The sequence below is a fragment of the Nocardia sp. NPDC127579 genome (assembly GCF_042672005.1).
Taxonomy (GTDB): domain Bacteria; phylum Actinomycetota; class Actinomycetes; order Mycobacteriales; family Mycobacteriaceae; genus Nocardia.
In genome coordinates this window covers 147,511-173,569 of sequence record NZ_JBHXVZ010000003.1, presented here as the reverse complement: position 1 = coordinate 173,569, position 26,059 = coordinate 147,511, and the positions used below count along the sequence as shown (strand labels likewise).

27 protein-coding genes are annotated in these 26,059 nt (G+C 68.0%); 11 read left to right on the top strand and 16 right to left on the bottom strand.

Going from position 1 to position 26,059, the window contains the following annotated elements; translation table 11 throughout:
- Positions 1 to 6: 6 nt before the first annotated feature.
- The 3 genes from ACFVMC_RS13155 to ACFVMC_RS13145 form a co-directional block, all read right to left on the bottom strand.
- Positions 7 to 828 carry an ABC transporter permease gene (locus ACFVMC_RS13155; RefSeq protein WP_379209859.1) on the bottom strand — a complete coding sequence of 274 codons (822 nt, stop codon included), beginning with the start codon at positions 826 to 828 and terminating at the stop codon, positions 7 to 9.
- Between the two features lie 128 nt (positions 829 to 956).
- Positions 957 to 1,910: an ABC transporter permease gene (locus ACFVMC_RS13150; protein ID WP_379209857.1), complete on the bottom strand. Its 954-nt coding sequence runs from the start codon at positions 1,908 to 1,910 to the stop codon at positions 957 to 959.
- Between the two features lie 47 nt (positions 1,911 to 1,957).
- On the bottom strand, positions 1,958 to 3,553 hold the full coding sequence (locus tag ACFVMC_RS13145; RefSeq protein ID WP_379209855.1) for an ABC transporter substrate-binding protein: 1,596 nt from the start codon (positions 3,551 to 3,553) through the stop codon (positions 1,958 to 1,960).
- 81 nt (positions 3,554 to 3,634) lie between these two features.
- On the opposite strand from ACFVMC_RS13145, the gene ACFVMC_RS13140 reads away from it, so the two are divergent.
- Positions 3,635 to 3,970 carry an ArsR/SmtB family transcription factor gene (locus tag ACFVMC_RS13140; protein WP_379209854.1) on the top strand — a complete coding sequence of 112 codons (336 nt, stop codon included), beginning with the start codon at positions 3,635 to 3,637 and terminating at the stop codon, positions 3,968 to 3,970.
- Between the two features lie 23 nt (positions 3,971 to 3,993).
- Here the strand turns inward: ACFVMC_RS13140 and ACFVMC_RS13135 are convergent, their stop codons facing one another.
- From ACFVMC_RS13135 to ACFVMC_RS13120, 4 genes are read right to left on the bottom strand one after another with little or no spacing between them, the layout of a single operon-like run.
- The gene (locus tag ACFVMC_RS13135) at positions 3,994 to 5,421 is read right to left on the bottom strand and encodes a GntP family permease (protein ID WP_379209852.1); all 1,428 of its coding nucleotides are present in this window, start codon (positions 5,419 to 5,421) and stop codon (positions 3,994 to 3,996) included.
- Between the two features lie 11 nt (positions 5,422 to 5,432).
- Complete coding sequence (locus ACFVMC_RS13130; protein WP_379209850.1) at positions 5,433 to 6,050, bottom strand: bifunctional 4-hydroxy-2-oxoglutarate aldolase/2-dehydro-3-deoxy-phosphogluconate aldolase; 618 nt, start codon at positions 6,048 to 6,050, stop codon at positions 5,433 to 5,435.
- Positions 6,047 to 7,660, bottom strand: a complete 1,614-nt coding sequence (locus ACFVMC_RS13125) for an amidohydrolase family protein (RefSeq protein WP_379209849.1) — start codon at positions 7,658 to 7,660, stop codon at positions 6,047 to 6,049. Before ACFVMC_RS13125 ends, ACFVMC_RS13130 begins: the two co-directional genes overlap by 4 nt.
- A gap of 11 nt (positions 7,661 to 7,671) precedes the next feature.
- Positions 7,672 to 8,940 carry an amino acid deaminase gene (locus tag ACFVMC_RS13120; protein WP_379209847.1) on the bottom strand — a complete coding sequence of 423 codons (1,269 nt, stop codon included), beginning with the start codon at positions 8,938 to 8,940 and terminating at the stop codon, positions 7,672 to 7,674.
- Between the two features lie 142 nt (positions 8,941 to 9,082).
- Between ACFVMC_RS13120 and ACFVMC_RS13115 the strand changes: the two genes are divergently transcribed.
- The 3 genes from ACFVMC_RS13115 to ACFVMC_RS13105 are packed head-to-tail and all read left to right on the top strand — an operon-like array spanning position 9,083 to position 11,269.
- Complete coding sequence (locus tag ACFVMC_RS13115) at positions 9,083 to 10,108, top strand: sugar kinase (RefSeq protein WP_379209845.1); 1,026 nt, start codon at positions 9,083 to 9,085, stop codon at positions 10,106 to 10,108.
- Positions 10,105 to 10,869, top strand: a complete 765-nt coding sequence (locus ACFVMC_RS13110) for an IclR family transcriptional regulator (protein WP_379209843.1) — start codon at positions 10,105 to 10,107, stop codon at positions 10,867 to 10,869. The genes ACFVMC_RS13115 and ACFVMC_RS13110 overlap by 4 nt, the downstream gene beginning before the upstream one ends.
- Complete coding sequence (locus ACFVMC_RS13105; RefSeq protein WP_379209841.1) at positions 10,862 to 11,269, top strand: RidA family protein; 408 nt, start codon at positions 10,862 to 10,864, stop codon at positions 11,267 to 11,269. Before ACFVMC_RS13110 ends, ACFVMC_RS13105 begins: the two co-directional genes overlap by 8 nt.
- Before the next feature lie 56 nt (positions 11,270 to 11,325).
- Here ACFVMC_RS13105 and ACFVMC_RS13100 read toward each other — a convergent pair whose 3' ends face one another.
- From ACFVMC_RS13100 to ACFVMC_RS13085, 4 genes are all read right to left on the bottom strand, one after another.
- Entirely contained in the window at positions 11,326 to 12,216 is an 891-nt protein-coding gene (locus ACFVMC_RS13100; RefSeq protein WP_379209839.1) for a hypothetical protein, read from the bottom strand.
- Entirely contained in the window at positions 12,213 to 13,127 is a 915-nt protein-coding gene (locus ACFVMC_RS13095) for a hypothetical protein (RefSeq protein ID WP_379209837.1), read from the bottom strand. The genes ACFVMC_RS13100 and ACFVMC_RS13095 overlap by 4 nt, the downstream gene beginning before the upstream one ends.
- A gap of 2 nt (positions 13,128 to 13,129) precedes the next feature.
- The gene (locus tag ACFVMC_RS13090; protein ID WP_379209835.1) at positions 13,130 to 13,768 is read right to left on the bottom strand and encodes a sensor domain-containing protein; all 639 of its coding nucleotides are present in this window, start codon (positions 13,766 to 13,768) and stop codon (positions 13,130 to 13,132) included.
- A gap of 129 nt (positions 13,769 to 13,897) precedes the next feature.
- Positions 13,898 to 14,311 (bottom strand): hypothetical protein, encoded by a 414-nt coding sequence (locus ACFVMC_RS13085; RefSeq protein WP_379209833.1) that lies wholly within the window; start codon positions 14,309 to 14,311, stop codon positions 13,898 to 13,900.
- A 161-nt stretch (positions 14,312 to 14,472) separates the two neighbouring features.
- Between ACFVMC_RS13085 and ACFVMC_RS13080 the strand changes: the two genes are divergently transcribed.
- Entirely contained in the window at positions 14,473 to 14,721 is a 249-nt protein-coding gene (locus tag ACFVMC_RS13080; protein WP_379209831.1) for an SCO4226 family nickel-binding protein, read from the top strand.
- Positions 14,722 to 14,796: 75 nt separating this feature from the next.
- Here the strand turns inward: ACFVMC_RS13080 and ACFVMC_RS13075 are convergent, their stop codons facing one another.
- Positions 14,797 to 15,636: a LysR family transcriptional regulator gene (locus ACFVMC_RS13075; RefSeq protein ID WP_379209829.1), complete on the bottom strand. Its 840-nt coding sequence runs from the start codon at positions 15,634 to 15,636 to the stop codon at positions 14,797 to 14,799.
- A gap of 201 nt (positions 15,637 to 15,837) precedes the next feature.
- Between ACFVMC_RS13075 and ACFVMC_RS13070 the strand changes: the two genes are divergently transcribed.
- The gene (locus tag ACFVMC_RS13070) at positions 15,838 to 16,338 is read left to right on the top strand and encodes an SDR family NAD(P)-dependent oxidoreductase (protein WP_379209827.1); all 501 of its coding nucleotides are present in this window, start codon (positions 15,838 to 15,840) and stop codon (positions 16,336 to 16,338) included.
- An 11-nt stretch (positions 16,339 to 16,349) separates the two neighbouring features.
- Here ACFVMC_RS13070 and ACFVMC_RS13065 read toward each other — a convergent pair whose 3' ends face one another.
- The 3 genes from ACFVMC_RS13065 to ACFVMC_RS13055 all read right to left on the bottom strand — a co-directional run bounded on the left by ACFVMC_RS13065 (position 16,350) and on the right by ACFVMC_RS13055 (position 19,800).
- Positions 16,350 to 16,766 carry a hypothetical protein gene (locus ACFVMC_RS13065; RefSeq protein WP_379209825.1) on the bottom strand — a complete coding sequence of 139 codons (417 nt, stop codon included), beginning with the start codon at positions 16,764 to 16,766 and terminating at the stop codon, positions 16,350 to 16,352.
- A 116-nt stretch (positions 16,767 to 16,882) separates the two neighbouring features.
- On the bottom strand, positions 16,883 to 19,087 hold the full coding sequence (locus tag ACFVMC_RS13060; RefSeq protein WP_379209823.1) for a hypothetical protein: 2,205 nt from the start codon (positions 19,085 to 19,087) through the stop codon (positions 16,883 to 16,885).
- Between the two features lie 329 nt (positions 19,088 to 19,416).
- Positions 19,417 to 19,800 (bottom strand): winged helix-turn-helix transcriptional regulator, encoded by a 384-nt coding sequence (locus tag ACFVMC_RS13055; RefSeq protein ID WP_379209821.1) that lies wholly within the window; start codon positions 19,798 to 19,800, stop codon positions 19,417 to 19,419.
- Between ACFVMC_RS13055 and ACFVMC_RS13050 the strand changes: the two genes are divergently transcribed.
- Positions 19,702 to 20,448 (top strand): SDR family NAD(P)-dependent oxidoreductase, encoded by a 747-nt coding sequence (locus tag ACFVMC_RS13050; protein WP_379209819.1) that lies wholly within the window; start codon positions 19,702 to 19,704, stop codon positions 20,446 to 20,448. The two genes, ACFVMC_RS13055 and ACFVMC_RS13050, sit on opposite strands and share 99 nt — an antisense overlap.
- 128 nt (positions 20,449 to 20,576) lie before the next feature.
- The gene (locus ACFVMC_RS13045) at positions 20,577 to 21,518 is read left to right on the top strand and encodes a hypothetical protein (RefSeq protein WP_379209818.1); all 942 of its coding nucleotides are present in this window, start codon (positions 20,577 to 20,579) and stop codon (positions 21,516 to 21,518) included.
- Between the two features lie 121 nt (positions 21,519 to 21,639).
- Here ACFVMC_RS13045 and ACFVMC_RS13040 read toward each other — a convergent pair whose 3' ends face one another.
- Positions 21,640 to 22,776 carry a serine hydrolase domain-containing protein gene (locus ACFVMC_RS13040; protein WP_379209816.1) on the bottom strand — a complete coding sequence of 379 codons (1,137 nt, stop codon included), beginning with the start codon at positions 22,774 to 22,776 and terminating at the stop codon, positions 21,640 to 21,642.
- A gap of 207 nt (positions 22,777 to 22,983) precedes the next feature.
- Between ACFVMC_RS13040 and ACFVMC_RS13035 the strand changes: the two genes are divergently transcribed.
- From ACFVMC_RS13035 to ACFVMC_RS13025, 3 genes are all read left to right on the top strand, one after another.
- A complete protein-coding gene (locus ACFVMC_RS13035; protein WP_379209814.1) occupies positions 22,984 to 24,126 on the top strand; it encodes a hypothetical protein in 1,143 nt (380 codons plus the stop codon).
- A gap of 79 nt (positions 24,127 to 24,205) precedes the next feature.
- The gene (locus ACFVMC_RS13030; protein ID WP_379209813.1) at positions 24,206 to 24,538 is read left to right on the top strand and encodes a hypothetical protein; all 333 of its coding nucleotides are present in this window, start codon (positions 24,206 to 24,208) and stop codon (positions 24,536 to 24,538) included.
- A 195-nt stretch (positions 24,539 to 24,733) separates the two neighbouring features.
- Positions 24,734 to 25,945 (top strand): lipase family protein, encoded by a 1,212-nt coding sequence (locus ACFVMC_RS13025; protein WP_379209811.1) that lies wholly within the window; start codon positions 24,734 to 24,736, stop codon positions 25,943 to 25,945.
- Positions 25,946 to 26,059: the final 114 nt, after the last annotated feature.

The window sequence follows — 26,059 nt, the reverse complement described above, 5'->3', positions numbered from 1 at the left end:
CCCCGTTCATCGTGGCACCCGTGAGGGTTTGGGTGGCGTGAGCTTCGTGCGCAGCGCCGAACCGGCGAGAGCGACGGCGAGGGTGGTCACGACCAGGGTGGCGGCGGGGAAGGCCAGCGTCCACCAGCCGCCGAGCAGGAGCGAGGAGCGTGCTTCGGCGAGCAGGGTGCCCAGACTCGGCTCATGCGGCGGGAGACCGAAACCCAGGAAGGACAGGGTGGATTCGTGCCATACCGCGTGCGGGAGCAGCAGGACGACGGCGATCAGCGCCTGCGGGGTGACGGCGGGCACGAGGTGGCGGGTCAGCAGGTGCGGCCATCCGGCTCCGGCCAGGCGGGCGGCGGCGATGTACTCGCGGTCGCGCAGCCCCAGGACTTCGGCGCGCACGATCCGCGCGACCTGCACCCAATGCGTGAGACCGATGGACAGGACGACGGCCACGGTATTCCCGCGGAACAACGCCACGATGACGATTCCGAGCAGCAGGTGCGGCAACGCGTTGGCGGTGTCGGCGACCCGCATGACGACCCGGTCGACCCACCCGCCCGCGAGCGCCGACAACGTCCCGACCACCAGCCCGAGCCCGGTGGCCAGCGCCGCCGACCCCGCCGCCACCAGCAGCGACACCTGTATCGCCGCGGCGATCCGCGCGAACAGATCCCGCCCGGCCGCATCGGTGCCGAACCAATGCTGCGCCGAGGGCCCCTGCCGCGCCGCCGCGAAATCGGTGAGCCGATCGTCGACTCCACTGAGCCAGGGCACGAGCACCGCGTAGGCCGCAACCACCGCCAGCACCGCCCCCGCGACCGCGATTCGCCGTTCAGCCACCAGTTCGCGCCCTCAGATCCATTGCCGCACAGTCATATCCGCGCGTCTTCTCCGAATATCGTTCAGCCGCGGCCGGCACCCCTGCGATCCACGCGAAATCCGCGAACGAAGACCCGGCCGCATATCGTTCAGCCATCGGCGCGCACCCTCGGATCCAATGCGGCGCAGGCGATATCGGCGAGTAGCGAGCCCACCAGTACCGCCCCGGTCGCGCCGACGGTCAGCACGGCGAGTAGCGGCATGTCCAGGTCGGTGGCAGAGCGGACGAACGCGCCCGCGATTCCGGGCCAGGAGAAGATCTCCTCGACCAGTACCGCTCCGACGACGATCTCCGGCAGTCGCACGCCCAGGATCGTCACGAACGGTCCCAGCGAGGCCGGGACGATGTGCCGTCGCACGATGGTCGTGTCGTCGATGCCCCGGGCGACCGCGCCCGCCACGAAGTCCTCGCCGCGGTTCGCCGACACCGATTCCCGCACCGCCAGCAGCAACCAGGGCAGTTGCGACACCGCCAGCACCGCCGCCGGCAGCACCAAATGCCTTGCTACCTGCACGATTCCGGGTTCGGCCCCGGCGTCGGTGGCTCCGGCGGGCGGCAACCATCCCAGTCCGACGGCGAAGATCCCGATCGCGCCCAGCGACAGTACGAACGGCGGCAGCCCCTGTACCACCACGCACGCGGCCGTCACCGCTCGATCGATGCTGCCGCCGCGCCGCATCCCCGACCACACGCCCGCACCGAGCGCGACCAGGATCGCGGTCGTGACTCCGACGCCGACCAGCAGCACCGTCCACGGAACCCGTTCGGCGAGTACCTGCCCCACCGGCTGCCCGTAGGTCCGCGAAGCGCCGAGATCACCACTGAACAGTCCGCGCACCCAGCGCCCGTACAGCTCGTACCACGGCACATCCACCCCGAGCTGACCGGCGATGAGTTCGCGATCGGCCCGGCTGGTCGTCACGTACCGGTCCCCGAGGTAGCCGACGAGCGGATCGAACGGTGAGGCCGCCGCGGCGGCGAACAGCCCGAGCGAGACCACCCCGAGCACCGGCACGACGGCCAGCAGCCGCCGCCTGACCATCGATCCCAGGCCGCGGCCTCGAAATCGGCTGCGCCGCACCGTAACCGTCACCGACGACGAGTCCAGGTCTGCAACGACCACCACGGCCCCCAGGTCACTCCGTGCGCATGCGGCTCCAGCACCGGGCCCGACATCGTCCAACCAGAATCCTTCGCCACATAGACGTGGTCGAGGAATACCAGGAACACATAGCTCGGTTCGGCCACGAACGCCGTCTGCAATTCCCGGTAGGCGGCGGCCCGCTGCCCCGGATCGATACTGCGGCGCGCCGTGTCGAGCAACCGGTCGAAGTCGGGATCGGCGTGGCGGCTGGCGTTGTCGTACGGGCTGCCGACCCCGGGCTTCAGATACGACGAGTGCAACGTCTTGTACCCCTGCGTATCCGGATCGTAGGGTTCGTCTCCGCCGCCGAGCAGAATCCCGTCGCCCTCGACGCGAGGTTCGATCCGATCCCAGGACAGTGCCGCCAGATCGACCTCGATCCCGACCCGCCGCGCATCGGAGGCGAACGCCTGCGCGAGGTCACGGCGCAGCGTGTCCGTGGAGTTGTACATCACCGTGAAGGCCGCTCGGCGACCGTCCCTGTGCCGCACGCCGTCTCCGCCCGCGACCCAGCCCGCGGCCTCGAGGATCGAGGCGGCCAGCCCCCGATCGAAGGCGAAGACGGCGTTCGGGTTGTAGGACACCCCGTACTCCTCCGGGAACGGCGTGTACGCCGCGCGCCCGTGCCCACCGAGCACGCTGTCGATGATGGCCTGCCGATCCACCGCGTGGTTGAGCGCCCGGCGCACCGCCGGATCGCCCGCGACGGGATCGCCTTCGGGCAGCGAGACCCCGCGCCAGTCGGCGGAGGTGTTCGAGGACACCGGATACTTGCCCTGGAAGGTCTGTGCCAGCAGCGGCGGCAGCGTCGTGCCGTCGAGTTCGCCCGCCGCCATCCGCTGCGCGCGGGTGTTGTCGTCGGGTACGTACAGCAGTGTCAGCTTCCGCACCTGCGGCCTGGGGCCCCAATAGGTTTCGTTCGCTTCCAACACCGCCCGATCGGGCGTCAGGCCGGTCAGCCGGTACGGGCCGGTGCCCACGGGTTCGGTATTGAGCCGGGATTCGGCGGCCGGGCCGGGTGTGGCCACGGCTTCGGCGGGCACGATCCCGATCAGCAGTTTGGTCGGAAACGCCGCGTACGGATAGCGCAGGGTGAATCGAACGGTCGCGGGATCGACGGCTTCGATCCGGTCGATCATCTCGAACGACGACCGCGCCTGCGACGCCGACACCGGATCCAGGATCGCCCGATAGGTGGCCACCACATCCTCGGCGTCGAATTCGGTTCCGTCGCTGAACCGCACTCCCGGCCGCAGCCCCACCGTCCACACGGTCGCGCTCGGGTCCGCGGTCGGCGCGGCACCGGCAAGCGCGGGTTCGAACCCGGTCAGCCCCGCCCCGCCCTTGGGCCGCAGCAGTCCCTCGTACATCTTGGCTTCCCCGGCCGCGCCGTATCCGGCGATCGGGTTGTAACCGCCGAGCTCGTGCGCGTCCGCGAGCACCAGCGAATCCCCTTGGGCCGCACCGGGTGTGCCGCAACCCGACACCACCGCGGCGAGAACCGCCAGCACGCCGAGCACTACCCCGGGTCTGCTCCGCATCGGAAGCCCTTCCATCCGTTCATCTGTTCAGATCGACAGATGATAACCGGGCCGGGGCCTCCGGCTACGCTGAGCGTCACTATGGGTGAACCGCAGTCCGTTCAGGGGTCGCCGGTCGAGCGTGGTCGGCTCGCGATCCGGACGATCGATATCCACGCCTGGTCGCGGCGGTTCGGGCTGCTAGCGGACCCGAACCGGCTGGAGATCCTGCTGTGCCTGCATCGCGCGCCGGGCAGCACCGTCGGCGAGATCGCCGCCGCCACGGGGCGCAGCGAGAACGCCGTCTCCCAGGCGTTGCGGATTCTGCGGCACGAGAACTGCGTCGTCTCGACGCGGGTCGGGCGTTCGGTGATCAACCGCCTCGACGACCCGATCGTCCACGAGATCCTGCACAGCATCGGCGCGGGACACGAATAACCGACCGGGTCGTCGAGCGCGGCTCAGGCGACGATCGCAAAGAGCAGTGCCGCCACCGCGAAACTCACCACCGACAGCACTGTTTCGAGCACTGTCCAGGTTTGCAGCGTCTGCTTCACCGTCAGGTTGAAGTACTTCGAGATGATCCAGAAGCCGCCGTCGTTGACGTGGCTGAGGATGATCGAGCCCGCCGCGATGGCCATGGCGATCAGCGCGATCGCCAGCTGCGAGTACCCGTGCCCGGTGACCAGCGGCGCGACGATGCCACCGGTGGTCACGATGGCGACGGTCGCCGAACCCTGGGCGATGCGCAGCCCGCAGCTGATGATGTAGGCGAGCACGATCACCGGCAGCCCCGCCGCGGACATGGTGTCCGCGAGCGCGGTGCCGATGCCGGTGGCCGAGATGACCTTGCCGAAGAACGCACCCGCGCCGACCACGAGCAGCAGCATGCCGACCGGCCGCAGCGATTCCGCGGTCAAGGTGCTCAGTTCCTGCACGCTCGATCCGCGCCGTACGCCGAGCACGTAGAAGGCGATGAGCACCGCGATCAGCAGCGCGACCGCGGGCGTGCCCAAAAAGGTCAGCACCTGGAGCAGGCGCGAATCCTGTTCCAGCAGTTGGGTTCCGAAGGTGGCTCCGAGGATCAGCACCAGCGGGATCGCGATGATCGCGCCGATCAACCCGACCGAAGGCGGCGCGGCGACGCGCACCGGGGCGGTCGCGCTGCCCGGGCCTTCGACCGGCTGCTCGGCCCGCACCAGGAACTCCTCGGGTACCTCCACGTGCACCCGCTTGCCGATGTAGGTGCCCCACACCAGGCCCGCGGCGACGAATCCCGGGATACCGCAGACGAATCCGATCAGGATCAGCCAGCCCAGGCTCACTCCGAGCAGGCCGCCGAGCGCGACCGGTCCGGGATGCGGCGGCAGGAACGCGTGCGTCATGGACAGACCGGCCAGCATCGGCATCGCGTACAGCACCAGCGAACGCCCGCCGCGCTTGGCGGCCACGTAGATCAGCGGGGCCAGCACGAAGATGCCGATATCGAAGAACACGGGGATGCCGAAGATGAGCCCGAGCAGGCCCATGGCCACCGGTGCGCCCTTCTCCCCGAAGAGCTGCAGCAGCCGACCGGTGAGCACGTCCGCGCCGCCGGATCGTTCGAGGATGGCGCCGAGAACGGTGCCGAGCCCGATGATGACTGCGATATGGCCGAGGATGCCGCCGAAGCCGGTCTCCAGCAGCGAGTCTCCGGCCTTGATCGCCGTGCCGACGATCTTGGACACCGGCAGTCCGGCGGCCAGCGCCAGCCCGAGGCCGGTGAGCAGCAGCGCGATGAACGGCTCGAGTTTGACCTTGATGATGGCGAACAGCAGCAGGGCGACGGACAGCCCGCAGAGCAGCAGCAGCCCCGGGGTGGTGGTGCGAAGCCAGTCGACGGCAGACATGCCGGGGTACCTCAATTCATGGATCGAACGAAAGATGCCGCGCGCGAGGCGATATCGGACCAACGGCCTGCGGCGACATCGGCGGGGGCGAGGACATCGGTGCCCGCGGTGACCGCGACGGCTCCGGCGGCCAGGAACTCCGCGGCGTTGCCCGCGTTGACGCCCCCGGAAGGGATGAGCGTCACATCGGGGAAGGGGCCGCGCAGATCTTTCAGATACCCGGGGCCCAGGGCCCGGGCCGGGAAGATCTTCACCGCGGCGGCACCCAGATCGAGTGCGGTGAGTACTTCGGTAGGTGTGAAAGCGCCCATGACCACCGGGATGTCGCGTTCGGCCGCGACGGCGGCGACTTCGGCGCGCACGCCCGGGGTGACCAGGAACCGCGCACCGTGGTCGATGGCGGCCCGGGCCTGATCGGCGTGCAGGACGGTGCCGACGCCGAGTACCGCGTCGGCGGCCGCGCCGGCCTTCGACAGATAGCCGAGCACGCCGGGCGTGGTGAAGGTGAGTTCGAGTGTGCGAATCCCGGACTGCGCCAACGCTTCCGCGAGCGCGACCGGATCGGGGATCTCGGGTGCGCGGACCACGCTGAGCACACGGTCGGCCCGGATGACCTCCAGCGCGTTCACGCCGTCTCCTTTCGCGAGGGATCCAGGCGCAGCGCGTGCCCGGCGAGCGTGCCGGTCGGGTCGCCGTCGCGAATCACGAACTCGCCGTTGACCAGAACGTGCTGGATGCCGCGCGCCTGCTGCTTGGGCTGCTCGAAAGTGGCGGTGTCGGTGACTGTTTCGGGATCGAACACCACCAGGTCGGCGGCGTAGCCCGGAAACAGGTGTCCGCGATCGGCCAGGCGCAGCCGGGCGGCGGGCCGCCCGGTGAGATGGTGGACGCAGTCCTCGAGGCCGAGCACACCGAGTTCACGCACGTAGCGACCCAGGTAGCGGGGGAAGGTGCCCCAGGCGCGCGGGTGCGGCCGGTCGCCGACGAGCAGCGCGTCGCTGCCACCCATATGTCCCGGATGCGCCATGATCGCGCGCACGTTCTCCTCATGGCCGACGTGCTGGAGGATCGTGGTCGCGAGTTGATCCCGGGTCAGCAGATCGAAGAAGACCTCGACCGGCGCGACCGCGGCCTCGGCGGCGATCCGCGCGACGGTCTGGCCGACATAGCGGTCCAGCGCGCTGTTCGCGACGCCGCTGATCTGGATGGTCTCCCATTCCACGGTGACACCGTGGCAGCCGTCGGAGCCGTGCACGTCGACATCCAGCGCGATCCGGGCCCGCTGCGCCGGATCCTCGATCCGGGCCAGCGCCGCGTCCGGCCCGCCCGACATCGCCCAGCTCGGCAGCAGCGCCGAGAGCGTGGTCGACCCGGGCAGATACGGGTAGGTATCGAGGGTGATGTCGCAGCCTTCGGCTCGCGCCGCGTCGATGACGGCGAGGAATTCCGGTGCGCGGCCCCGGTTCACGCCGAAGTTCATGGTGGCGTGGGTCAGGTGCAGCGCGCAGCCGGTGCGCCGGGCCAGCTCGATCATCTCCGCGTACGCCGTGAGCGCGCCCTTGCCGTAGGAGCGGGTGTGCGGGGCGAAATAGCCACCGTAGTCGGCGACGACCTCGCACAGCGCGCTCAATTCCGCAGTGTCGGCATACATGCCCGGCGTGTAGGTGAGCCCGCTCGACATCCCCACCGCGCCTTCACTCAACGCCTGGGCCAGCAGTTCGCGCATGCGGGCGAGTTCGGTCCGGGTCGCCGGGCGCTGTTCGGCGCCGACCACCAGCAATCGCAGCGTGCCCTGCGGCACCAGATAGGCGGCGTTCGGGGTGATCCCCTGATCCAGCCGGTCCAGGTACTCGCCGACGCTGCGCCAGGAGAAGTCCAGCTCGGCCGGATTGCCGTTCCAGCCGGCGATCTGGCGGCGCAGTACCGCCAGCGTGGGGTCGTCGATGGGCGCGTAGGAGAGCCCGTCCTGGCCGATCACCTCGGTGGTGATGCCCTGACTCACCTTCGGGAAGTGCCCGGGGTCGGTGAGCAGGTGCAGATCGGAGTGGGCGTGCATGTCGATGAATCCCGGCGCGAGCACCGCACCGGGCGCGGTGTCGATCACGCGCGCGGTTCCGGCATAGGCGCCGGGCGCGGTGATCGCGCGGATACGCCCTCGTTCGAGCAGCACGTCACCGCGGTAGCGGGGCGCGCCGGTGCCGTCGATCAGGTCGATGTCACGGAATACCGAGTCGGTCATGTCGATGCTCGTCAGAAGAAGGTGTGCAGGAGATCGACGACGCGCGGATTCGCAGCGTCGGCGTCGTCGATGACGGGGATCAGCCGCCACTTGTCGAACGCGGTGCACGGATGCGACAGACCCAGCCGCACCACCGTGCCCACCGGCAGGTCCGCGGGCCGCGCGCCGGGCAGGCGCAGGAACGCGTGCTGGTCGTTGAGCGCCGAGACGTGCGCCGCGATGTCGAGCCGCTGCGGCACCGGCAGCCCCTCGTCGTAGGGCAGATCGCGTTTGCCCGCGTCCAGCAGGGCGAGTTCGGGTTCGGGCCGGGACACGGTGCGCGCCCAGCCGTGCATGGCCGAGCGCAGCGGCCGATCGGCGCGGGGCGCGGCCAGCGGCGAGATCCCGGCGTAGAAGCCGTCGTCGTGGATGAGGTAGGCGCCCGAGCGCAGGACCACGGTGGTCGGAACACCGTGTGCGCCTTGTTCGTCGGCCAGACCGGCGAGGTGGGCCAGGACCAGATCCGGGTAGGCGCTGCCGCCCGCGGTGACGATCGCGCCGCCCGGATAGTCGAGTTCGCGGTGCAGCTGCGACAGTTCGTCGAGATAGTGGTGCACCGCGTCCAGGCCGACGGAGGTGCGATCGTGGGCAAGCGCGCCCTCGTAGCCGCCGACGCCGGCCAGCGTGAGCCGGTCCGCGCGCTCGACGGCGGCGGCGACGGCGCGCGCCTGCTCGCGGGTGCGCGCACCGGTACGGCCATGCGGCCCACCGAGTTCCACGATCACCCGGACCCGGGTGTCCCCCGGCACCGCGCGCAGGTGCTCGTCCATCACCGCCACGGTGTCGACGCTGTCGACCCAGCAGACGAACTCGAAGCCGGGATGCCGGGCCGATTCCTCGGCGACCCAGCGCAATCCGACCGGATCGACCAGCGAATTGGCCAGCACCACCCGCTGCACGCCGAAGGACCGCGCGACCTGCACCTGCCAGATCGTGGCGAAGGTGATGCCCCAGCTGCCCGCGGCCAGCTGCCGCGCCCACAGCCGGGGCGCCATCGTGGTCTTGCCGTGCGGTGCGAGCCGCACCCCGGCCGCGGCGGCCCAGTCGGCCATGACGACGAGGTTCGCCGACAGGGCCGACTCGTCGATGCTCAGCAGCGGCGTCTCGAACTCCGCCAGTCGCGGTGCGCCGGCGAGGAACTCACGGACGGTGCGCCCCCAGGCCGCGGGCGGAAGACCTTTGTGCTCGGGACCGAGCAGTCGATCATCCAGTGCGGCAACGGCTCTCTCGTCGATCGCCATGTCGCTCCTTCCCGCGGATCCGGCTCCGCCGTCAATACGTTCTAGGCATTGCATATTTTGCAACGCTTGTTGCGTATTCTGAATTGGTGTGGTTATTCTGCACGTGATGACCGGCGACCGCAAGAGCGGAAGGGAGATCCGAGTGACGTGGCCTACATCGGCACCGCGCCCACGGGCGGTGACCGTCGGCGAAGGGCTCGCGGTACTGGTGGCGCGCCCCGGCCCGCTGGAGGACTCGGCAACTTTCGAGCGCAGCGCCGGCGGCGCCGAGGCGAACGTCGCGACCGTGCTCACCCAGCTCGAGGTCGACGCCGCCTGGGTCTCCCGCGTGGGCGACGACGGATTCGGCCGCTATCTGACCGGACACCTGGCGGCGCGCGGCGTCGACGTGTCCGCCGTGCGCACCGATCCGGCGCGGCCGACCGCCGTCTATGTCAAAGAACGCGGCAGCGAATCGGGCCGAGCCACCGACCTCGGCGCGGGCGAGAGCCGAATGCTGTACTACCGCAACGGGTCCGCGGCCAGCGCACTGTCCACGGTCGATCTCGAATCGGCCGCCGCGCTGCTGGACCGCGCGGATCTGGTGCACGTCACCGGCATCACCACCGCGCTGTCGGAATCGGCGACCGGGCTCACCGAAGCCCTGCTGACGCTCCCCCGCCGCGGTCGCCTGGTGAGCTTCGACCTCAACTACCGGCCCGCGCTCTGGGCCGGTCGCGCCGAGCAGGCGGCCGAGATCCTGGCCCGGCACGTGCGCGGCAGCGATGTGGTCTTCCTCGGCGCGGACGAGGCGGGCGCGGTGTTCGGCACCGACGACGCCGATCGGCTGCGCGCGCTGTTCCCCGAACCCGAGCATTTCGTGGTCAAGAACAACGAGCACTCGGTCACCGGTTTCTCCGGCGCCGAACGAGTCGAGGTGCCCGCGCTCGCCCTCGAGGTCACCGAGCGGATCGGCGCCGGGGACGCCTTCGCCGGCGGCTACCTGGCAGCGCTGCTGCACCGGCGGCCGCTCACCGAGCGGCTGCGGTTCGGGCACCTGTGCGCGGCCGCGGCACTCACCGGCACCGGCGACGTGGCCGAACTGCCGCGGCCACAGCGACTCTCGGCGCTGGCCGCGGGCACCGACACCGACTGGGCCGGGCACGTAGCCGAGAATGTGGCCTCATGAGCCAGAGTCTGTCGCGCGCGCTGACCATCCTGCTGTCCCTCGGCACGGACGGCCGGTCGCTGGACCAGCTGGCGGGCGAACTGGGCGTGCACAAGTCGACGGTACTGCGCCTGCTGCAGACGATGGAGGCGCAGCGCTTCGTCACCCACGACAGCGATCACCGCTACCTGCTCGGCTCCCGGCTGTTCGAATTGGCCAATCAGGCACTGGAACAGCGTGATGTGCGCACGCTGGCCCGCCCGCACCTCGCCGCGCTGAACACCGACACCGGGCAGACCATCCACCTCGCCACCTACGAGTCCGGCGAGGCGATCTACATCGACAAGTTCGACGCGATCCAGAGCGTGCGCATGTACTCCCGGATCGGGCGGCCCGCGCCCCTGCACTGCACCGCGGTCGGCAAGGTGCTGGTGAGCGCCCGGCCGCGCGCCGAATGGCGGGCCATCGCCGAACGCATCGACTATCGCGAGTTCACCGACCGCACCATTCGCGATCCCGAGCAGTACCTGGCCGAGCTGGAACTCGTCGCGGCCCAAGGCTACGCCGAGGATCACGAGGAACACGAGACCTTCGTCAACTGCATCGGCGTGCCGGTGCGCGACGGCACCGGCGCGGTCGTCGCCGCGGTGTCCATGTCGGTGCCCGACATGCTGCTCGATCACGACCAGGTCCTGGCGCGGCTACCCCGCGTACGCGCCGCGGCCGATGCCATCTCCGCCGAACTCGGCTGGAGCCCGACCCGAAAGGCCGACCATGAGTGAGAAGATCGCCGTCCGCACCACCGACGCGCCCGCGCCCGCCCACACCTTCTCGCAGGGCGTGCGCAAGGGCCCGTTCGTGCAGGTCTCCGGGCAGGGCCCGGTCGACCCGGCCACCGGCGAATACCTCTACCCCGGCGATGTCGCCGCCCAGACCACCCGCACCCTGCGCAACGTCAAGGCGATCATCGACGCCAGCGGCGCCACCTTCGACGATGTCGTCATGCTCCGGGTGTACCTGACCGAGCGCGACGACTTCGCCGCCATGAACGACGCGTACGGCGCCTTCGTCACCGAACACACCACCGGCACCGTCCTCCCCAGCCGCACAACGGTTTTCACCGGACTGCCCCGGGCGGAGATGCTGGTCGAGATCGACGCGATCGCGATCGTCACGCCCTGACGTCGGCCGCATGCTGTTCGGCGACGGTGCCGAACAGTTGGCACGCCGAGAACTGATTACAGCGTGGCGATCGGGCGCAGCGTGTACCCGGCGGCCGGTATGTCGCCGGTGCGCACATAGTGCTGGAACAGCGTGCCCACCTCGAGCGGATCGAAGACCTCCGTGTGGTAGACCTCGACCGTGTTGTCGTGGACTGCCACAGCGGTCAGCGGACTGCCCCACACCAGTTGTTCGGACTGGTGGCCGACCGTGAAAAGGGTGTTCCCGCGGCGGATCTCGACGGTATAGCGGCCTCCGGAACCCGCCGTCTGGAGGAATGCCGGGTGCTCGAGGTCGCCGAACTCGGCGACGGTACCCTCCGGCGGAAGCGGCCAGAGCACCAGCACGGTGGAATCCTCGCCCAGGAACGCGGCGAACTCCTCGGCTTCGACGGTCGCCAGGACCGCGCGCTGCTCGTCGAAGTCGACGGTGAGCCCGTGCGTCGGCGGCGCGTCCGGCGCATCGATCTCGCGCAGCGCATACCGGTCTTCGGGCAGCGCACCGGTTCGATAGAACGCAAGGAACAGCTCCGCGGCGGCCTCCGCGTCGAAAACCTCACTGTCGGAGACGGTCACACGTCGGCCCAGATCGCAGCGGACCGTCCTGGTCGCCCCGCCCTCCGCCGGGCGACCGACCTGACAGCTGGCCTTTCCGGTGTCCAGGCGCACCGTCAGTTCGGTGGCGCTACCCACGGCGAACACGCTGTGCGCGCGTGCCTCCGCGCGCGCGAACACGGACAGATCCTCCGGCGGCTCCGGCGCGCGCCACAGCCGCAGCGAGGCGCGACGCTGGCCGTCACGCGCGGACAGCGCACCCGCGAACGAACTCGTATCCACCGCGCCCGCGCCGGACAGCACCCACGCGCCGTCGTTGAATTCCAGGACGTACCACGGTGATTGCTCCGTCATCCCGGCACGATCTCCACTTCGTCGATGATGATCCGCTGTCCGTCGATCTCGGCCTCAGCGTATCCGCCCGCGCGGATCGCGTCGTCGAACGGCTGCTGTCCCTTCTGGTATTTCGCGGTGCCGCTCTTGACCTCGAGGGCCTTGTAGTGCCCGTTCGGTTTGCGGATCAGGCCGTCGTAGAAGCGGTGCGAACCGAGCTTGGCGGCGTCGCTGGGCGACAGCTTCGCCAGCGCCTCCGGGGACAGGCGCGCCGCGGTCTGCTTCTTGATCACGGTCACGTTGTTGTTGCGCGCGTACGCGTCCAGTGCCGCGTTCTCCTTCGCCCTGGACGACGCGTCACCGCCGTTGCCGCGGCTGTACTGCCCGAGTTTGTTCCGGGTGAGCGGACGGCTCGGATCACCGCCGGGCGAACTGCGGAACGGCAGCCGCGGCACGGTGTTGTAGCGGGTCTGCAACAGGTGCGCGATCAGCTGCATCAGCCGCAGCCGCTCGGCCTCCAGCGCGGTGACTTCGCCCTGCCAGGCATTGATCTCACCGATCAGCCCCGCCTTCTCGTTGTTGAGCGCGGCGGCGCGGGCGTTGATGCTGGCGGCGACAGGCCCCGGCGCGGTCCGGTTCGGATAGGAGTCGACCTGCGCGTTGTGCTGGCGGATCCGCTCCGCCAGCGAGGTGGCGCGCGCGTCGAGGTCGAGGCCCCGCTGCTGCCAGGCGGTGACGCGGGCCCGGAACGCGGCGATCTGGGTGTTCAGGTCGACCGAGTAGTCACTGCTCGGGTCGAGCGGATTGGCGCCGGAGGTGGGGTCGGGCGGGGTCAGCTCGGTGGGCTGGGCAGTCGCGACAGCGCCGGTGAGCAGAGTCAGGATCAGTGCCAGCAGCAGCGTGACGAGTCGGGTTCCGAGCGATCCGGACATGCTCACCCCGTCACCCGGGCGGCGAACGCGTCGACGATCTTCGTCGCCGCCGGTTTGCCGTCACCGGCCTGGCAGACCGCCACCTGGAGGACGGCCTTGCCCTTCAGCCGCGCCTGCCGGTGGCAGACCCAGCCGTCGCCGGTGTCCTGGGTCGCGGTCCAGCCCAGGGCATTCGGCTCGGCGCGATCGAGGATGTAGGCCCACCCGGTGGTGTACTCGTCGGTGTCGGTGCGCACCGCCGACGCGCAGCCTTTCAATCCTTCGGTCAGCGTCGTGAACGCCTTGCCGGACTGGTCGGCATCGGTGAACATGCCGACCACCTGGGTGATCACATGGTCGCCGTTGGCGTCCTGCGCGGTCTTCGACCAGAACGCATTCCACCCCGTCGCATACACCGACCGGGTGCCGGGACCGACGGCTACAGCACAATGGGCCGGATCCGTCGTGAACGCGGGCGGCGGTTCACCACTGCTGACACTGTCGGTCAACACCGAGCCCACCATGGGCCCGAGCTCGTCGATGGTGAGCACGCTGGCCTGCACGGTACCCGGAATCACCTGCGCCACCGGCTTTCCCGTGTTCGGCGTACCACACGCGGCCACCGACACCAGAATCGCGAGCAACCACCAGATCGTTTTCATCGCGCCGACCTCCCCCGAGGCTCGAGTGCGGGCATCGCGCAGACACGATGCCCCGAAACCAGTCTGGCACAAGCGAGTCGAGGACAACCAACGAATTTCGACCGGCAGCCTCAGGCCGGGCAGTTCGTGTTATCGGTAGAAATAGACGATCATCAAGACGGCGATCACCGAAAAGCACACGTACCAGGCGAGCTTGCTCGCCACCGCGCTGACCGACCCCAGCGGGCCACGTCCCGGCCTCCAGCCCGCCCGGGCCAGCTCGGCCGCGATCAGATCCCGGACCGGCTGTTCCCGATCACGATCCCGACGCAGTGGCAGGTCGCCGTCCACGGACCAATGCTCGACGGTCTCGACCCGGCGGCCGCTCACGTCGAGGAACAGGGAGAACCGATAGGGGGTGCTTTCCAGCCGGTAGTCGTGCGGCCGGGCCACACGCACCTCCCGGCGGCCGACCTGACGGACCACAAAGCTCGGGTGACCGGTGAGCGCGCGACGCAGCCGATGCTCCAAATCGTCTCGCGCAGGGGCCATTCGATCGTTCACCCGCAGATCCTATCGCCGATTCGCCCGCGGGACAGCTCCACGTGCCCGCTCGCCGGCCGAGCAAAAGGGCAAGAATTCGCATTCGAAATTCATCGAAAAGAGCGATAGCGGTATATCGAAGAAAAGAGCATTATGGAAAGTCTCAGAGAAAGGGAAATGCCATGCCCGAATTCATGGATGTGCACACGACGATGAAGGGAGTCACTCCCGAAGCCCTCGCCGCAGCCCACAACGCCGATCTCGCGATCCAGGACGACGAGCACGTCAATTTCAAGCACGCCTGGGCCGACCCCGAGTCCGGGATGGTCTTCTGCCTGTCCGAGGCCCCCGATGCCGAGTCCGTACAGCGGATCCACCAGCGCGCCGGACACCCCGCCGACAACATCTACCAGGTACCGATCCAGGCCTGACCGCATTACCCGCAGGACCGAAAACTCACCACCGCCGACGCGGCCAGCAGCTCGGTTCGATGTGACGAGCGCCCGTCAGAGGCGGGTCGCGGTGTGCACGAGATCGGCCACCGCCTTGGATCTGCTGTGGGGCGGCCAGGCAATGACGGTCGTGACAGCCGGTGCGTCCGGCACGGGCACCACAGCGTGGTCGTCACGGAGCTGGGTTCGTAGCGATTCGGGCACGATCGCGCAGGTCAGTCCGAGCGCGATCAGCTGGAACAGTTGCGTGTGGTCACGCACCTGCGGGCCGGGGCCGTCCGAATAGCTGCCGTCGGATCCGGGCCAGCGCGGCAGGGGCAGGTTCGCCAGAGTTTCCACCTCGGCCAGCAGCACATGCGCCCGATCGGCGAGGTGATGCCCCGCGGGCAGGACCACGACCTGCTGTTCGGTGTGCAGTTCCTCGGTGTCGAATCCGGCGGTCGTGTCGTAGGGCCGGTGCAGCAGCGCGACGTCGGCACGCCCGGTGCGCAGTAGGTTTTCCGGCTGGCCGGGCCCGCACAGCAGCACCTCGACCGCCACGGCGCCCGGCTCGGCGGCGTAGGCGTGCAACAGTTTCGACAACAGTTCGCTCGATGCTCCGGCTTTCGTGGCCAGCACCACGCCGGGTTGCTCGGCCGCGGCACGGCGGGTTCGCCGTTCGGCGGCTTCGACCGCGTCGAGCGCGGCCCGGGCTTCGCGCAGCAGCACCGCTCCGGCCTCGGTCAAAGCGATAGCGCGAGAAGTGCGGTGCAGCAGAACAACTCCGAGCCGCCGTTCCAGCTGCTGGATGGCTCGCGACAGCGGCGGTTGCGCGATCGCGAGCCGCCGCGCCGCCCGCCCGAAGTGCAACTCCTCGGCGACCGCGACGAAATATCGCATCTCCCGCGTCTCCACCGGGTAATCGTATCCGCCGATGACCACGATCGATACCCGTGCGGTATCGCCGCCCACTCGACCGGTCTTGGACGCCGCACCCGTGACCGCAGCAGGATCGGCCGGGTGAGCGAACAGACGATCGCGCTGGTGACCGGCGCGAACAAGGGAATCGGATACGAGATCGCCGCCGGCCTGGGCGTACTCGGCTGGTGAATCGGCGTGGGCGCACGAGATGCGCAACGCCGCGACACCGCGGTGCAACGGCTGCGCGCGACCGGAGCCGACGCGTTCGGCGTACCACTCGATGTGACCGACGACGCCAGCGCCGCCGCCGCAGCCGACCTGATCGCGGACCAGGCCGGCGGGCTCGATGCCCTGATCAACAACGCCGCGATCACCGGCACCATGCCGCAGACACCGGCGACGGTCGATCCAGCGAACGTGCGAATCCCCGGCATCGACATGGGCCCGGTCCCCGCCGCCTACGCGACCTCGAAAACCCTCCTCAACGCCCTCACCGTCCACTACGCCAAGGAACTGGCCGACACCGACATCCTGATCAACGCCGTCTGCCCCGGCTACACCGCCACCGACCTCAACGCCTTCCGCGGCACCCGCACCCCCCACCAGGGTGCGGCCATCGCGATCCACCTCGCCACCCTGCCCGACACCGGCCCCACCGGCGGCTTCTTCGACGACGCCGGACCCGTGCCGTGGTAAACGCAGCAGGTCTACTCGCCGGCCGCCCGCTCGGCCAGGAACTTGTCGAGCAGTTCGAACAGAACCTCGAGCACACGCGCTTCCTGCTCAGGCGTGCGAGGGTCCGAGCGGTCGTGCTCCGGCAGCGCGATCTCCTCGATCAGCCACGGCCATCCGAGGCTGTTCGGCCGGCCGACGCAATTGGCGATGAGCCACTCGTGGAAACCGTCCAACAGCGGTCTGCCGCCGCGCCTGGCGGCTGTGTCGTAGCCGGTAAGGAAACTCGTGACGCCGCGCACGTCAGGCCTGCCGAGGTACAGTCCGCTGCGTTTGGCAAACCACGCGATGAACTCGCGCTCGGTGAGTTCGTTCGGATCAATCGCCGTCGGCGCGTCGACCGCCTGTTGCCCTGCACCATCGATGTGCTGAGTGGAGTGCTCGCGTATCACGGTCTACCTCACCACGCTGTCGGTTGCTGCGCTACGGGACCGACAAACAGCGTCGCTCTCGCGAAACTCGGACATCATATTTCCGCTGGTGGCACGAGCCGACGGCCGGCAACTGATCACCGTCCCCTTCGGTCCAGCCATTGCAGTAGCCATTTCAACTCCTGAATCGCGGGATCGCTGAACCGCCTGCGCAGCTCACCGCTGTCGAACGGGTGCGGGTCGAGGCGGGCGATCCGGATCACCCGCGGTGTCACGTCCTCGAGCAGGTATGCCGCGAGCTTGTGGTGACCGTCGAGGATGAAGCCGCTGTAGATGTTGTCGCCGCCGGCGCGGAGGGTGATGAGGGCGGGGCGGCCGCCTTCCCGGATGAGCCGGCGGTATCGGTCGATGGTCGTCGAGTCGGTCGGCGGCCATGGCTCGGTCGGGGTGATCAGGTCCTCGTTGACGGGATAGAACGGTTTCGGGTCATCGGGAGCGGGATCGATGACGTACCAGGCGAATTTCGGTGGCCACCAGGAGTCGGCGGGCTGGTCGTCGTATCGAACTCGGAGGGGATCCGAGATCGGTTCGGGTCCACGCAGCTCGTAGGTGCCGTTGCTCAGGAGATTCAACAGCGGTTCCAGGGTGTCGGCGAGGTCGGCGGCTATGCGACCTGTCGTGGTGAGTTCCCGGAGGTTGTCGAGTCCGTCCGGACGTACCGGGCGATCCGGTGCCCGCGCAACCAGGCGACCAACCGAGCCCGCGTAATCGGCGGTATCCAATGCGGCAGCACAGCCTCCGAGGTAGAGCAGGCTTTGGGAATACCAACCACTCTTGTCGCTCTCGCCGCGGACGTCGATGACCCCGGCGCCGTCGGTGATCGACACGACCTCCGTCGGGATACCGCCTGTGAAGGTGAGCATTTCGGCCCGCAGTTTCTCCTCGGGCTCGACCCGCGCCGCCGCGACAACCGCCGCGCGCGCCGCGACGGGCACGTGCTGTGCCGGCCACCTGCTCAATACCCGCAGCGCGGTTCGACGAGACCTGGGACTAGATGAGAAGAGCCCTGTTTCGATGAGCCGCAACCCGCTTCCGACTGTGCCGCACCGCAGCATCAGGAGCAGCCGCTGCAGGATGGACTCGTCGATACGACCCGAGCCCGCCAGCGACCCGGTCGAACCTGGACCACAGGCCATCTCGTCCAGCGGCAGTACGCGTTCGGCCAATTCGATGAGGGCATCGACGCCGTCCAGCGGGGTATTCCGGATGGCCCAGTTCCAGGCATACCTGTTGCGGGGCTCGCGTTCGAGATGCGTGAGCACGACAGGATAGGCTTCGACGCCGATCACCTGCGCGCAATCGAGCGCCTGATTGAACGCGCATTGCCCTTCGCCAGACTGTAATTCAGTACGGACCAGTTCGGACCACGCCGGCCTGGTCAGTAGTTCCGCATAGCGTTCGGCAAGTCGGCGCACCTCCTCGGCGGGCCAATCCAGCTGAACCTGCTGCTGATTCAGCATTCGGTCGACGGCGTAGAGGCAGCGCAAACGGGGAATGGTCGACCGGCCGGAAACCTCGAGCCTCCGATCCACCAGGTCGGCGTACCGATCGAGAACTGAACGAGCATCGGGGTAGCTCCGGATGTCCGGCGCCGAGACATCGTGTGAAGTCAGTGCTTCCAGAATGCCGCCGGCCGCGTCGAGCAGTGCGTCATCGACATCCGGGTCGAGCAGCGCTGCGCCGAGCTCCCCTGTCTCCGCGGCAATATGAGCCAAGAGTCCGTCGGAGATCGAATTGCGGAAGCCCTCTCGCAACAACCACGCCTTGATCTCGGAATCCGCGCAGCCCCGCAACCGTTGAACCGTTTGAATCCGCCCCCGTCCGTCCACCCGCCTGGCCAGCTCGAAGATCGCGCGGTCCGGGTCGGGTTGGGTGCGCGCGAGGGCGTCACAGGCGTATCGCGCGAGATCATCCAGTGCGCCGAGCAGCAGCAACAACTCGCGGTCACGATGGTCACCGACGGCACCGAGCATCGCCATTCCCAGAGCGACCACATTACGGTGGCAACCGCGAATCACGAGGTCACGGGCCACCCACCGCGCCCGCTCCGGGGGCATCGCACGGGCACGCAACTCGTGCGGCAGGTCATCGGCGATCTTCAGCGGATCCTGGTGCGCGAGTGTCCGATGCAGCGAGTCCAGCGCGGCCGCAAAGGAATCCGTCGGCGGCGTGGTCGGCGGATCAAGTTCCGGTGTCGGCGCATCGGAGACGAGCACGGCGACCCATTCGGACAGTTCGACAGCCGACAGCTCGGGGTAGACGACGCCACAACTGACAGTCACGGCGCGCCGGGCCCGGAGATTCTCGAGGTCGTGAGTATGTGTAACAAGCTCGGGCACAGATTCGTCGGGAAGCGGCCGACCCTCGTCGGGCCAGGGCCCCGGGCCGTGAATCGCAGCGAGATCCAGTGCGTGAGTGTACAAAGTGGCCTGGTCATCGGTGATCCCGGAGTCCAAGTGCCACTGACCGGCATTCACCGGCTGGGGCGTACGGCGCCCTTTCCGTCAAAGGTGATCATGGACCAAGCATGACATATGACCTCGGCGCTTCACCACGCCGCGGCGAAGCATTCCTCGACGAGGTATCTCAAATCCTGTGGGCCGGTGCCGGTTCAGGCCTGCGTTCTAGGCGGATGGGTCGCGTCGTAGCGGCATCGGTTGTCGATGATCGTTGGTCGATGGATGTTGGCCCACTCAGCTAGGGCCACAACGGAATCCAGCAGCGTCGTGCCGAGTGGCGTGAGGGCGTAGTCCACGCGTGGCGGGACGGTCGGGTGAGCGGTGCGGGTCAGCAGCCCATCGCGTTCGAGTTGCCGCAGAGTCAGGGTGAGCATGCGCTGCGAGATGCCAGTGACCGCGCGGTGCAGCTCGCCGAAGCGCAAGGTCCGATCACGCAGGTGTCCGACCACCAGAATGCTCCACTTGTCGCCGATCAGAGCGAGGATCTGCAGAACCTGCCGACATGCCTGCTCGTCCGATTCGGGCTCGGCCGTCACGGATTCCGAGTTGCGTTGATCGCCCGAAACCAGAACAGGCTGGAGAACCTGGTGGACGAGTTGGCCGAGTGCGGCGTCACCGCCGCTGCGTTCCCGGCCGACATCCGCGAGCGAGACACGTTGGCTGCCGCCCTCACCTCGGCCGCTGAGGAGTTGGGGCCGGTCGATGTGCTGGAATACAGCCCCAGCCCGACCGGGCCGATCACTCACGCCGCCGAGACGACAGTCGCGTCCGCTACCGCACAGTTCGAGCTGCACGTGCTCGGCGCGTTGACTGCTGTGCAGACGGTACTACCGGGCATGCTGGCCCGCGGCGCGGGGACCGTGCTGCTTACCACCGGCGTGTCCTCCACTGTCCCCGCACCGTTTTTGGCCAATGTGGGCCTGGCCATGGCCGGTCTGCGCAACTGGGCCCACACCCTGCACGCTGAACTCCACCCCCGCGGGATCCACGTGGCAACAGTGACCATCGCATCCGGCGTCATCCCCGGCGACGCCTTGGCCGACCCCGATGTCATCGGTTCGCGCTACTACAGGTTGCACCAGCAGCGCGATCGCTCCGAGGAGGTCATCGGCGACCTCGCCGCGTTCCGCGCCCTCGTCGCCGACCGCAACGACCGATCCGTTCTCTCGACGACCGCAGACTAGGCGGCTTGCTCGCCCGGTCGTACTTCCCTGCTCGGGTCTGCGAGTTCTCCGCTTGTTGCGGCATGTGCCGAGTAGAGACCCCTGGCCATCTCGTGCCATGATCAACGTCATGACAACCGGAAAGGCCGATGGCCGATAAGCACCGCCTCGCGCTGCACGCAACTCTGCCGCCACGCTACGCGCGATTCGAGGTTCTCGCCGCCACGATCGATTACCGAGGCCGACTGCTAGCGCTGCTCGTAGATCCCGCCCACGTTCCCGTCGGCGCTGGTCCGATTCCTCCTTATGATGCGATCCTAGTGATCTGCGACGGCGACGATTCTGCACAGATACAGCTGAACGACCTCGATCAAAGGTTCAGCGAGATAGACGCTTTCGGCGACGGAGTAGTTCTGGCCGCGGCGCGTATCGACACGGTGACATCTACTTCTTCGGAATTGCCGCGCAACGTCGTCGCCTTCGACAGCACAGGCCACCGGGTGGGCGGCTTCTATGCCGGCGACGCCATCGCACAATTGCTGACCGACCCCGCTGGACGTATCTGGATCAGTTATTTCGACGAAGCCACCTTCGCCTTCCCGCAATCGAACGGGACCTGGGAAATCGGTTTCCTGATCGGTGCGGCACGCTGGGACAGCCTGGACAGTCCCGCCTGGTTCGCTTTCGATGACACCGGCAGCCAGGTCAGCTGGTGCGACTGCTATGCGATCAACGTCGGCCGAAACCGCACCTACGCCTGCCCTTACCCGGAATTCGCTGTGGTGGAAATGGACTCGGATGGCGTGCTGTCGATCAACCAGAACCTGATCACCCGTTGTACCGGACTGGTCGTGTCGGGCTCATCCTTCGGTTTCTTCGAACAACATGACGAACCTGAGTCGAGATGGGTGATCCGGAGGGGCCGGCTACAGGACGGAGTAATCACGGAAACGACTCAGGCGGAACTTCTTCTACCGGACGGGCACCAACCCAGGCAGTGGGCGCGCGGACGGATCGGGCGCGACGCGACATTATGGCTCCACGAAGCCGACAACCCGCGCCAGTGGTACCGATACGATCTCGAGGGTTGACCGAACGACAGCCTCCGAAGGCATAGCGCGCGACTATCACGCTGTCCTGGAATCGATTCCGTAACACAACGCACGTCCGGATGCGGCAGCACAGCCGCCACATCCGGACGATACCCGCGCACTACCGAGGCATCTGGAAGGGCGAACCGAACACCGCTTCGGCAACCTGGCTGAAGACCGGATACCAGTTCCAGTCGCAGTTGATGTTGACCGAGACCACGTGTCGCCCGTCCGGGGTGCCCATGGTGAAGGAGGCGGCACCCAGTTCGACTCCGGCGACGATGTGGATCGTGCGGCCGTCCGCCAGCGCCCATTGGCTCACGCCGGTGCCGTAGCGGGTGTTGGGCATCCAGTCCCTGGTGGGCACCGTGGTCCACATCGCGCGATGCTGCGCCGGTGGCAGTAGCGATCCGGTGATCACCGCGTCGGTGAACCGGAGCATGTCGCGAGTGCTCGATACGATGCCGCCGGCCGCCCATCCCCAGATCGCGCGGTCGGTGACGTCGACCGGGTCGGAGTCGGCGCTCTCGAGCAGTGACTCGTAGTTGTCGGGTGTGAGGATTTCGGGGTCGACGCCGTCCTGGAGGAACTGTCTGGTGTAGATCCTGGCGTGCGATCCGCGGAATCGCCGCTCCGCGAAGGGACGCGCGTAGGTGTCGGTCAGTCCGAGCGGCTGGATGACCATCCGCTCGATCTCGTCCTCGTAGCTTCGCCCGGTGACCTTTTCGATGATCGCCCCGGCGAGATGGTAGCCGCCGTTGCAGTAGGCGAAATCGGTACCCGGCGCGTACAAGGGGGGAATGGCCATCTGGAGGTTCAGCAGTTCCTCGACAGTCCAGACGTCGTAGCGGTGCGCGGCGAACCCGGGCCGGGTGTGGTACTTGCGCGCGATGTCGACGTTCAGGCCGGTAATACCCAGGCCGCTCGTGTGGGTGAGCAGCTGCCCGATGGTGATCCGGCGGCCGTCGTTGCCGTTGCCCCGCACCACACCGGGCAGCCACTGCTCCACGGTGTCGGTCAGGCTCAGCCTGCCCTCCGCCTCCAACGTCAGCACCGCGGCGGCAGTGAACGCCTTGGCGCCGCTGCCGATGGTGAACCGCTCTCCGGGTTCGCGGCGGCGGCCGGTCCCCAGGTCCGACACCCCGGCCGCCCTGATCCGGACACCGTTCTCGTCCTGTAGTGCGGCGATCACGCCCGGCACGCCGTACTCGGCCACGGCGCTGTCGAGCGCCTGCTGCACATCCTTCGTCGTTTCCATTTCCACTGCCTTCCAAAGGTTTTCTGTCGGTCTCCACGATGTCGGGCTGCTCTGACGGGCCTCTGACACCGCTCTTTCATCCAGCAGCGGCTGCTTGTAGGCACTCGCAGCGCACTGGATGGCAACCGGATCGAGGTATGGGCGAACGGCCGCCGCGACATTCGAGCCCTGGTCGCGGATCCCGCGCCGATGCGCTTCGATGGGATCGTGGATACTGCGGATTTCGCTCGGGTCGTCGCCGAATTCGGTTCCGGTAAAGCCTTGCTCGTAGAACCGGGTTCCGCTGCGGCGGTGCATGTTCCGGCGGGGTGGTCCCGGATCGCCGCGGGTTCGCAGGCATCCGAGCGGTGTGCCGCTACGCGGGCTCTGTGGCAGATCGACGGGCTCGCCGAACTACTCCCGCGGTTCGACCTCGTGTTGGCGGAATGTCTCGACGATGTGCGGATCTGCCTGCTGCGGGGCGATTGGGTGCTGCTGTACGCGCTGCGGAAACCGTTCGAGCCGTACGAATTCCGCATCGGCTGGGATCCGCAGACCTTCGGCCGCGACCAGCCGCCGCACTGGGACGCGTTGCCCGATCCGCTGCGCGGGTTCCTCGCCCGGGTGCACGCCGGGTTCACCGATCTGGACGGCCTCTCCTACGGACCCACCAGGCCCCGGGACATGCTCACCTATTCCGATCTCGGCCTGCCCGCAACGATCCGCAATTGGCAAGCGGCCGAGGATATTCCGGGCGACCGCGCGATGCTGCTCGCTCAGGGCCTGGGCGGCACCCGATATTTCGTCTCCCCCGAATTGCCGGCCGGGACCATCGGCTGGGAAGCCGAGGGCCAGCTGGATCAGCCACTGGACTTCGCCGAAACTCTCGACGGCCTGATGAGCTACGGCTTCCAACTCCGCGCCGACCCGTCACCACAGCCTGTCACCGCGCCGCTCGAATCGCTCGAGGTCGCGCGAGCCCAGGCATGGAACCCCGAACTCACCGAGTATGCCGCGCGTGACCGTATTCGCGCCCTCATCGCCGATCTCCTGCAAGCACTCGGCGGCCAATTGCGCCTGTGCACACGGGGAGACCACGACGGCGAGAAGGTCGCGCCCTGCGACGCCCCCGAGCTGGACCGACTCGAAGCCGACTACCTCCTCGAACCTCCCGCCCCGGACCGTCCGGAACTCTGGGCGCCGGCGATCGTCAAGATCTGGGAACAGCACGATTGGCCGATCACGATCTCCGGCGACACCCGCGGCGTCTTCGTCACCACCCGCACCCCGGACTGGTTCGAACTTACCCTGGCCTACCACACCCAAAGCCTGCACCTCAGCCTCACGTCCCCAAGCTTCCCCCGGACCTAGGACGAATATGCGCTGCCGTCGGACGATTCGACTGCTCGAGCGCGTTGGACATCCGGGCTCCATCCATCAGACTCGAAGCGTGGAACGAGATTTGACCGTCGACGAGCAGGGCGCGCTGCTCGCCATGCTGCGGCGAGATTTCCCGGGTGCCGCCGAATTGCGTGCACAGGCGCTCACGGCCAAGGTCGTCGGGAAGTGCCGTTGCGGCTGCCCCACCATCGATCTCGAGGTCGACCCGAGCGCACCCACCGCCGTGGACATACCCAACCCGGTTTCCGAAGCCTCGACCGACGACGGCGGACTGCTGCTGTTCGCCCGGGACGGGAAACTCACCGGTCTCGAGTACTACCCACTGACCGATGTCACTCCGGATCGCTTCCCACCACCGGATCGAATCCATCTCACCCGGTAACGGATTTCGTATCCGATTTCCGGTGTCGATACCAATCACGCGGTGTAGTCTCGCTGCCTGCAAGGGGATTCGCGGGAGTTGTCCCCTACCAGGGAGGAAATCGCACGCGTGCGCAGTGCCGTATCAATTTGTACCGCACCATATTCGGCGGTCGAGCGCGGTAGATTTCGTTCGGCTCTGATCGCGGTTTCGGTCGTGCTGTGCATTACCGGCACCCCCGTGGCGGTCGGCAACGCGGATCCGCGGCCGACTCCGCAGAACGACCCGTTCTACACCCCATCAGAGGGCTGGAGTTCGAAAGCGCCGGGCACCATCCTGAATTCGCGCCCCGTCGAGGTGGCCTCACTGGAGCCGTCGGCGCAGGACGCGGAGGCATGGCAGTTGCTGTATCGATCGACCGATACCGACGGCCGCCCCATGGCGACCGTGACGACGGTGCTGCGCCCGCGAACCGGGCAGGTCAAAGGATTGATCAGCTACCAGGTCGCCGAAGATGCCTCGGCCCCCCAGTGCGCTCCCTCGTTCGCGCTCCGGCAAGGAGCACCCGACAAGTACGATTCCTCACTGGACCTCATCCAGATCGACCAGATGCTGGCGTCCGGTCATGCGATCTCGGTACCCGACTGGGAGGGGCCGCTGGGAGCGGTATTCCCCGCGAACCAGCCCGGTTACGCCGTACTCGACGGAGTGCGCGCCGCCGAGAGCTTCGCACCGCTCGGCCTGTCCGGCATCGAAACCCCGGTTGCGGTGGCGGGCTATTCCGGCGGGTCGATCGGTACCGGCTGGGCAGCGGTGGTCCAACCGGGCTACGCGCCCGAAATACGGCTGGTCGGTGTTGCCATGGGCGGCTGGACCGTACCCATCGCCCCCTACCTGGAGTCGCTCGACTCCGGTCCGTTCGCCGGATTCCTGCCGTCGCTCCTGCCGGGCATGATGCGCGCCGATCCACAACTGGCGGCGACCTTCGACAAATACCTCACCCCGGCCGGACAAGCTCTGATGGCCGCCGGGGACAGCAAATGCATGACGCCGAACGTGGCCCAGCACGCATTCCTGCGCATGGACGACTACCTGACGATCCCTTTCTCCCAGCTGTTCCAGCAGGTACAGGCATCCTTCCCCGATGTGGACTTCGGCCCCGTGGCACCGACCACGCCGCTGTTCCTCTACAACGCCGTGCACGACGAGATCCTCGATATCGCTCTGGCCGACCAGGCGGTGACCCGGTGGTGCGCAGCGGGAGCCCGGATCACCTATACGCGAGACCAGATGAGCGAGCATGTCAGTCTGGCAGTCACCGCGACATCCGCGGTTCTGCGCTGGATCGACGATCGTCTCGCGGGTCAGGCCGCACCGAACGGTTGCTCGACACAGACGGTTCCGTCCATGTCGCTCGGTGGCGCTTAGCGCACCATCGGTTCGCACACCCGCACCCGATCCGGCCGAAAGCGCGCCGAATGATGTTGCGGCGCAAGTATCATCAGCAATCGACGGGATTGCGCGCACCCCTCCATCTCCATC

What these genes read in the sequence shown, in the direction of transcription:
- ACFVMC_RS13045 (WP_379209818.1), top strand. Translation starts at nt 20,577, where the DNA reads ATGGCCGATAAGCACCGCCTCGCGCTGCACGCAACTCTGCCGCCACGC.
- ACFVMC_RS13110 (WP_379209843.1), top strand. Translation starts at nt 10,105, where the DNA reads ATGAGCCAGAGTCTGTCGCGCGCGCTGACCATCCTGCTGTCCCTCGGC.
- ACFVMC_RS13100 (WP_379209839.1), bottom strand. Translation starts at nt 12,216, where the DNA reads ATGACGGAGCAATCACCGTGGTACGTCCTGGAATTCAACGACGGCGCG.
- ACFVMC_RS13105 (WP_379209841.1), top strand. Translation starts at nt 10,862, where the DNA reads ATGAGTGAGAAGATCGCCGTCCGCACCACCGACGCGCCCGCGCCCGCC.
- ACFVMC_RS13140 (WP_379209854.1), top strand. Translation starts at nt 3,635, where the DNA reads ATGGGTGAACCGCAGTCCGTTCAGGGGTCGCCGGTCGAGCGTGGTCGG.
- ACFVMC_RS13090 (WP_379209835.1), bottom strand. Translation starts at nt 13,768, where the DNA reads ATGAAAACGATCTGGTGGTTGCTCGCGATTCTGGTGTCGGTGGCCGCG.
- ACFVMC_RS13120 (WP_379209847.1), bottom strand. Translation starts at nt 8,940, where the DNA reads ATGGCGATCGACGAGAGAGCCGTTGCCGCACTGGATGATCGACTGCTC.
- ACFVMC_RS13095 (WP_379209837.1), bottom strand. Translation starts at nt 13,127, where the DNA reads ATGTCCGGATCGCTCGGAACCCGACTCGTCACGCTGCTGCTGGCACTG.
- ACFVMC_RS13040 (WP_379209816.1), bottom strand. Translation starts at nt 22,776, where the DNA reads ATGGAAACGACGAAGGATGTGCAGCAGGCGCTCGACAGCGCCGTGGCC.
- ACFVMC_RS13080 (WP_379209831.1), top strand. Translation starts at nt 14,473, where the DNA reads ATGCCCGAATTCATGGATGTGCACACGACGATGAAGGGAGTCACTCCC.
- ACFVMC_RS13135 (WP_379209852.1), bottom strand. Translation starts at nt 5,421, where the DNA reads ATGTCTGCCGTCGACTGGCTTCGCACCACCACCCCGGGGCTGCTGCTG.
- ACFVMC_RS13150 (WP_379209857.1), bottom strand. Translation starts at nt 1,910, where the DNA reads ATGGTCAGGCGGCGGCTGCTGGCCGTCGTGCCGGTGCTCGGGGTGGTC.
- ACFVMC_RS13145 (WP_379209855.1), bottom strand. Translation starts at nt 3,553, where the DNA reads ATGCGGAGCAGACCCGGGGTAGTGCTCGGCGTGCTGGCGGTTCTCGCC.
- ACFVMC_RS13125 (WP_379209849.1), bottom strand. Translation starts at nt 7,660, where the DNA reads ATGACCGACTCGGTATTCCGTGACATCGACCTGATCGACGGCACCGGC.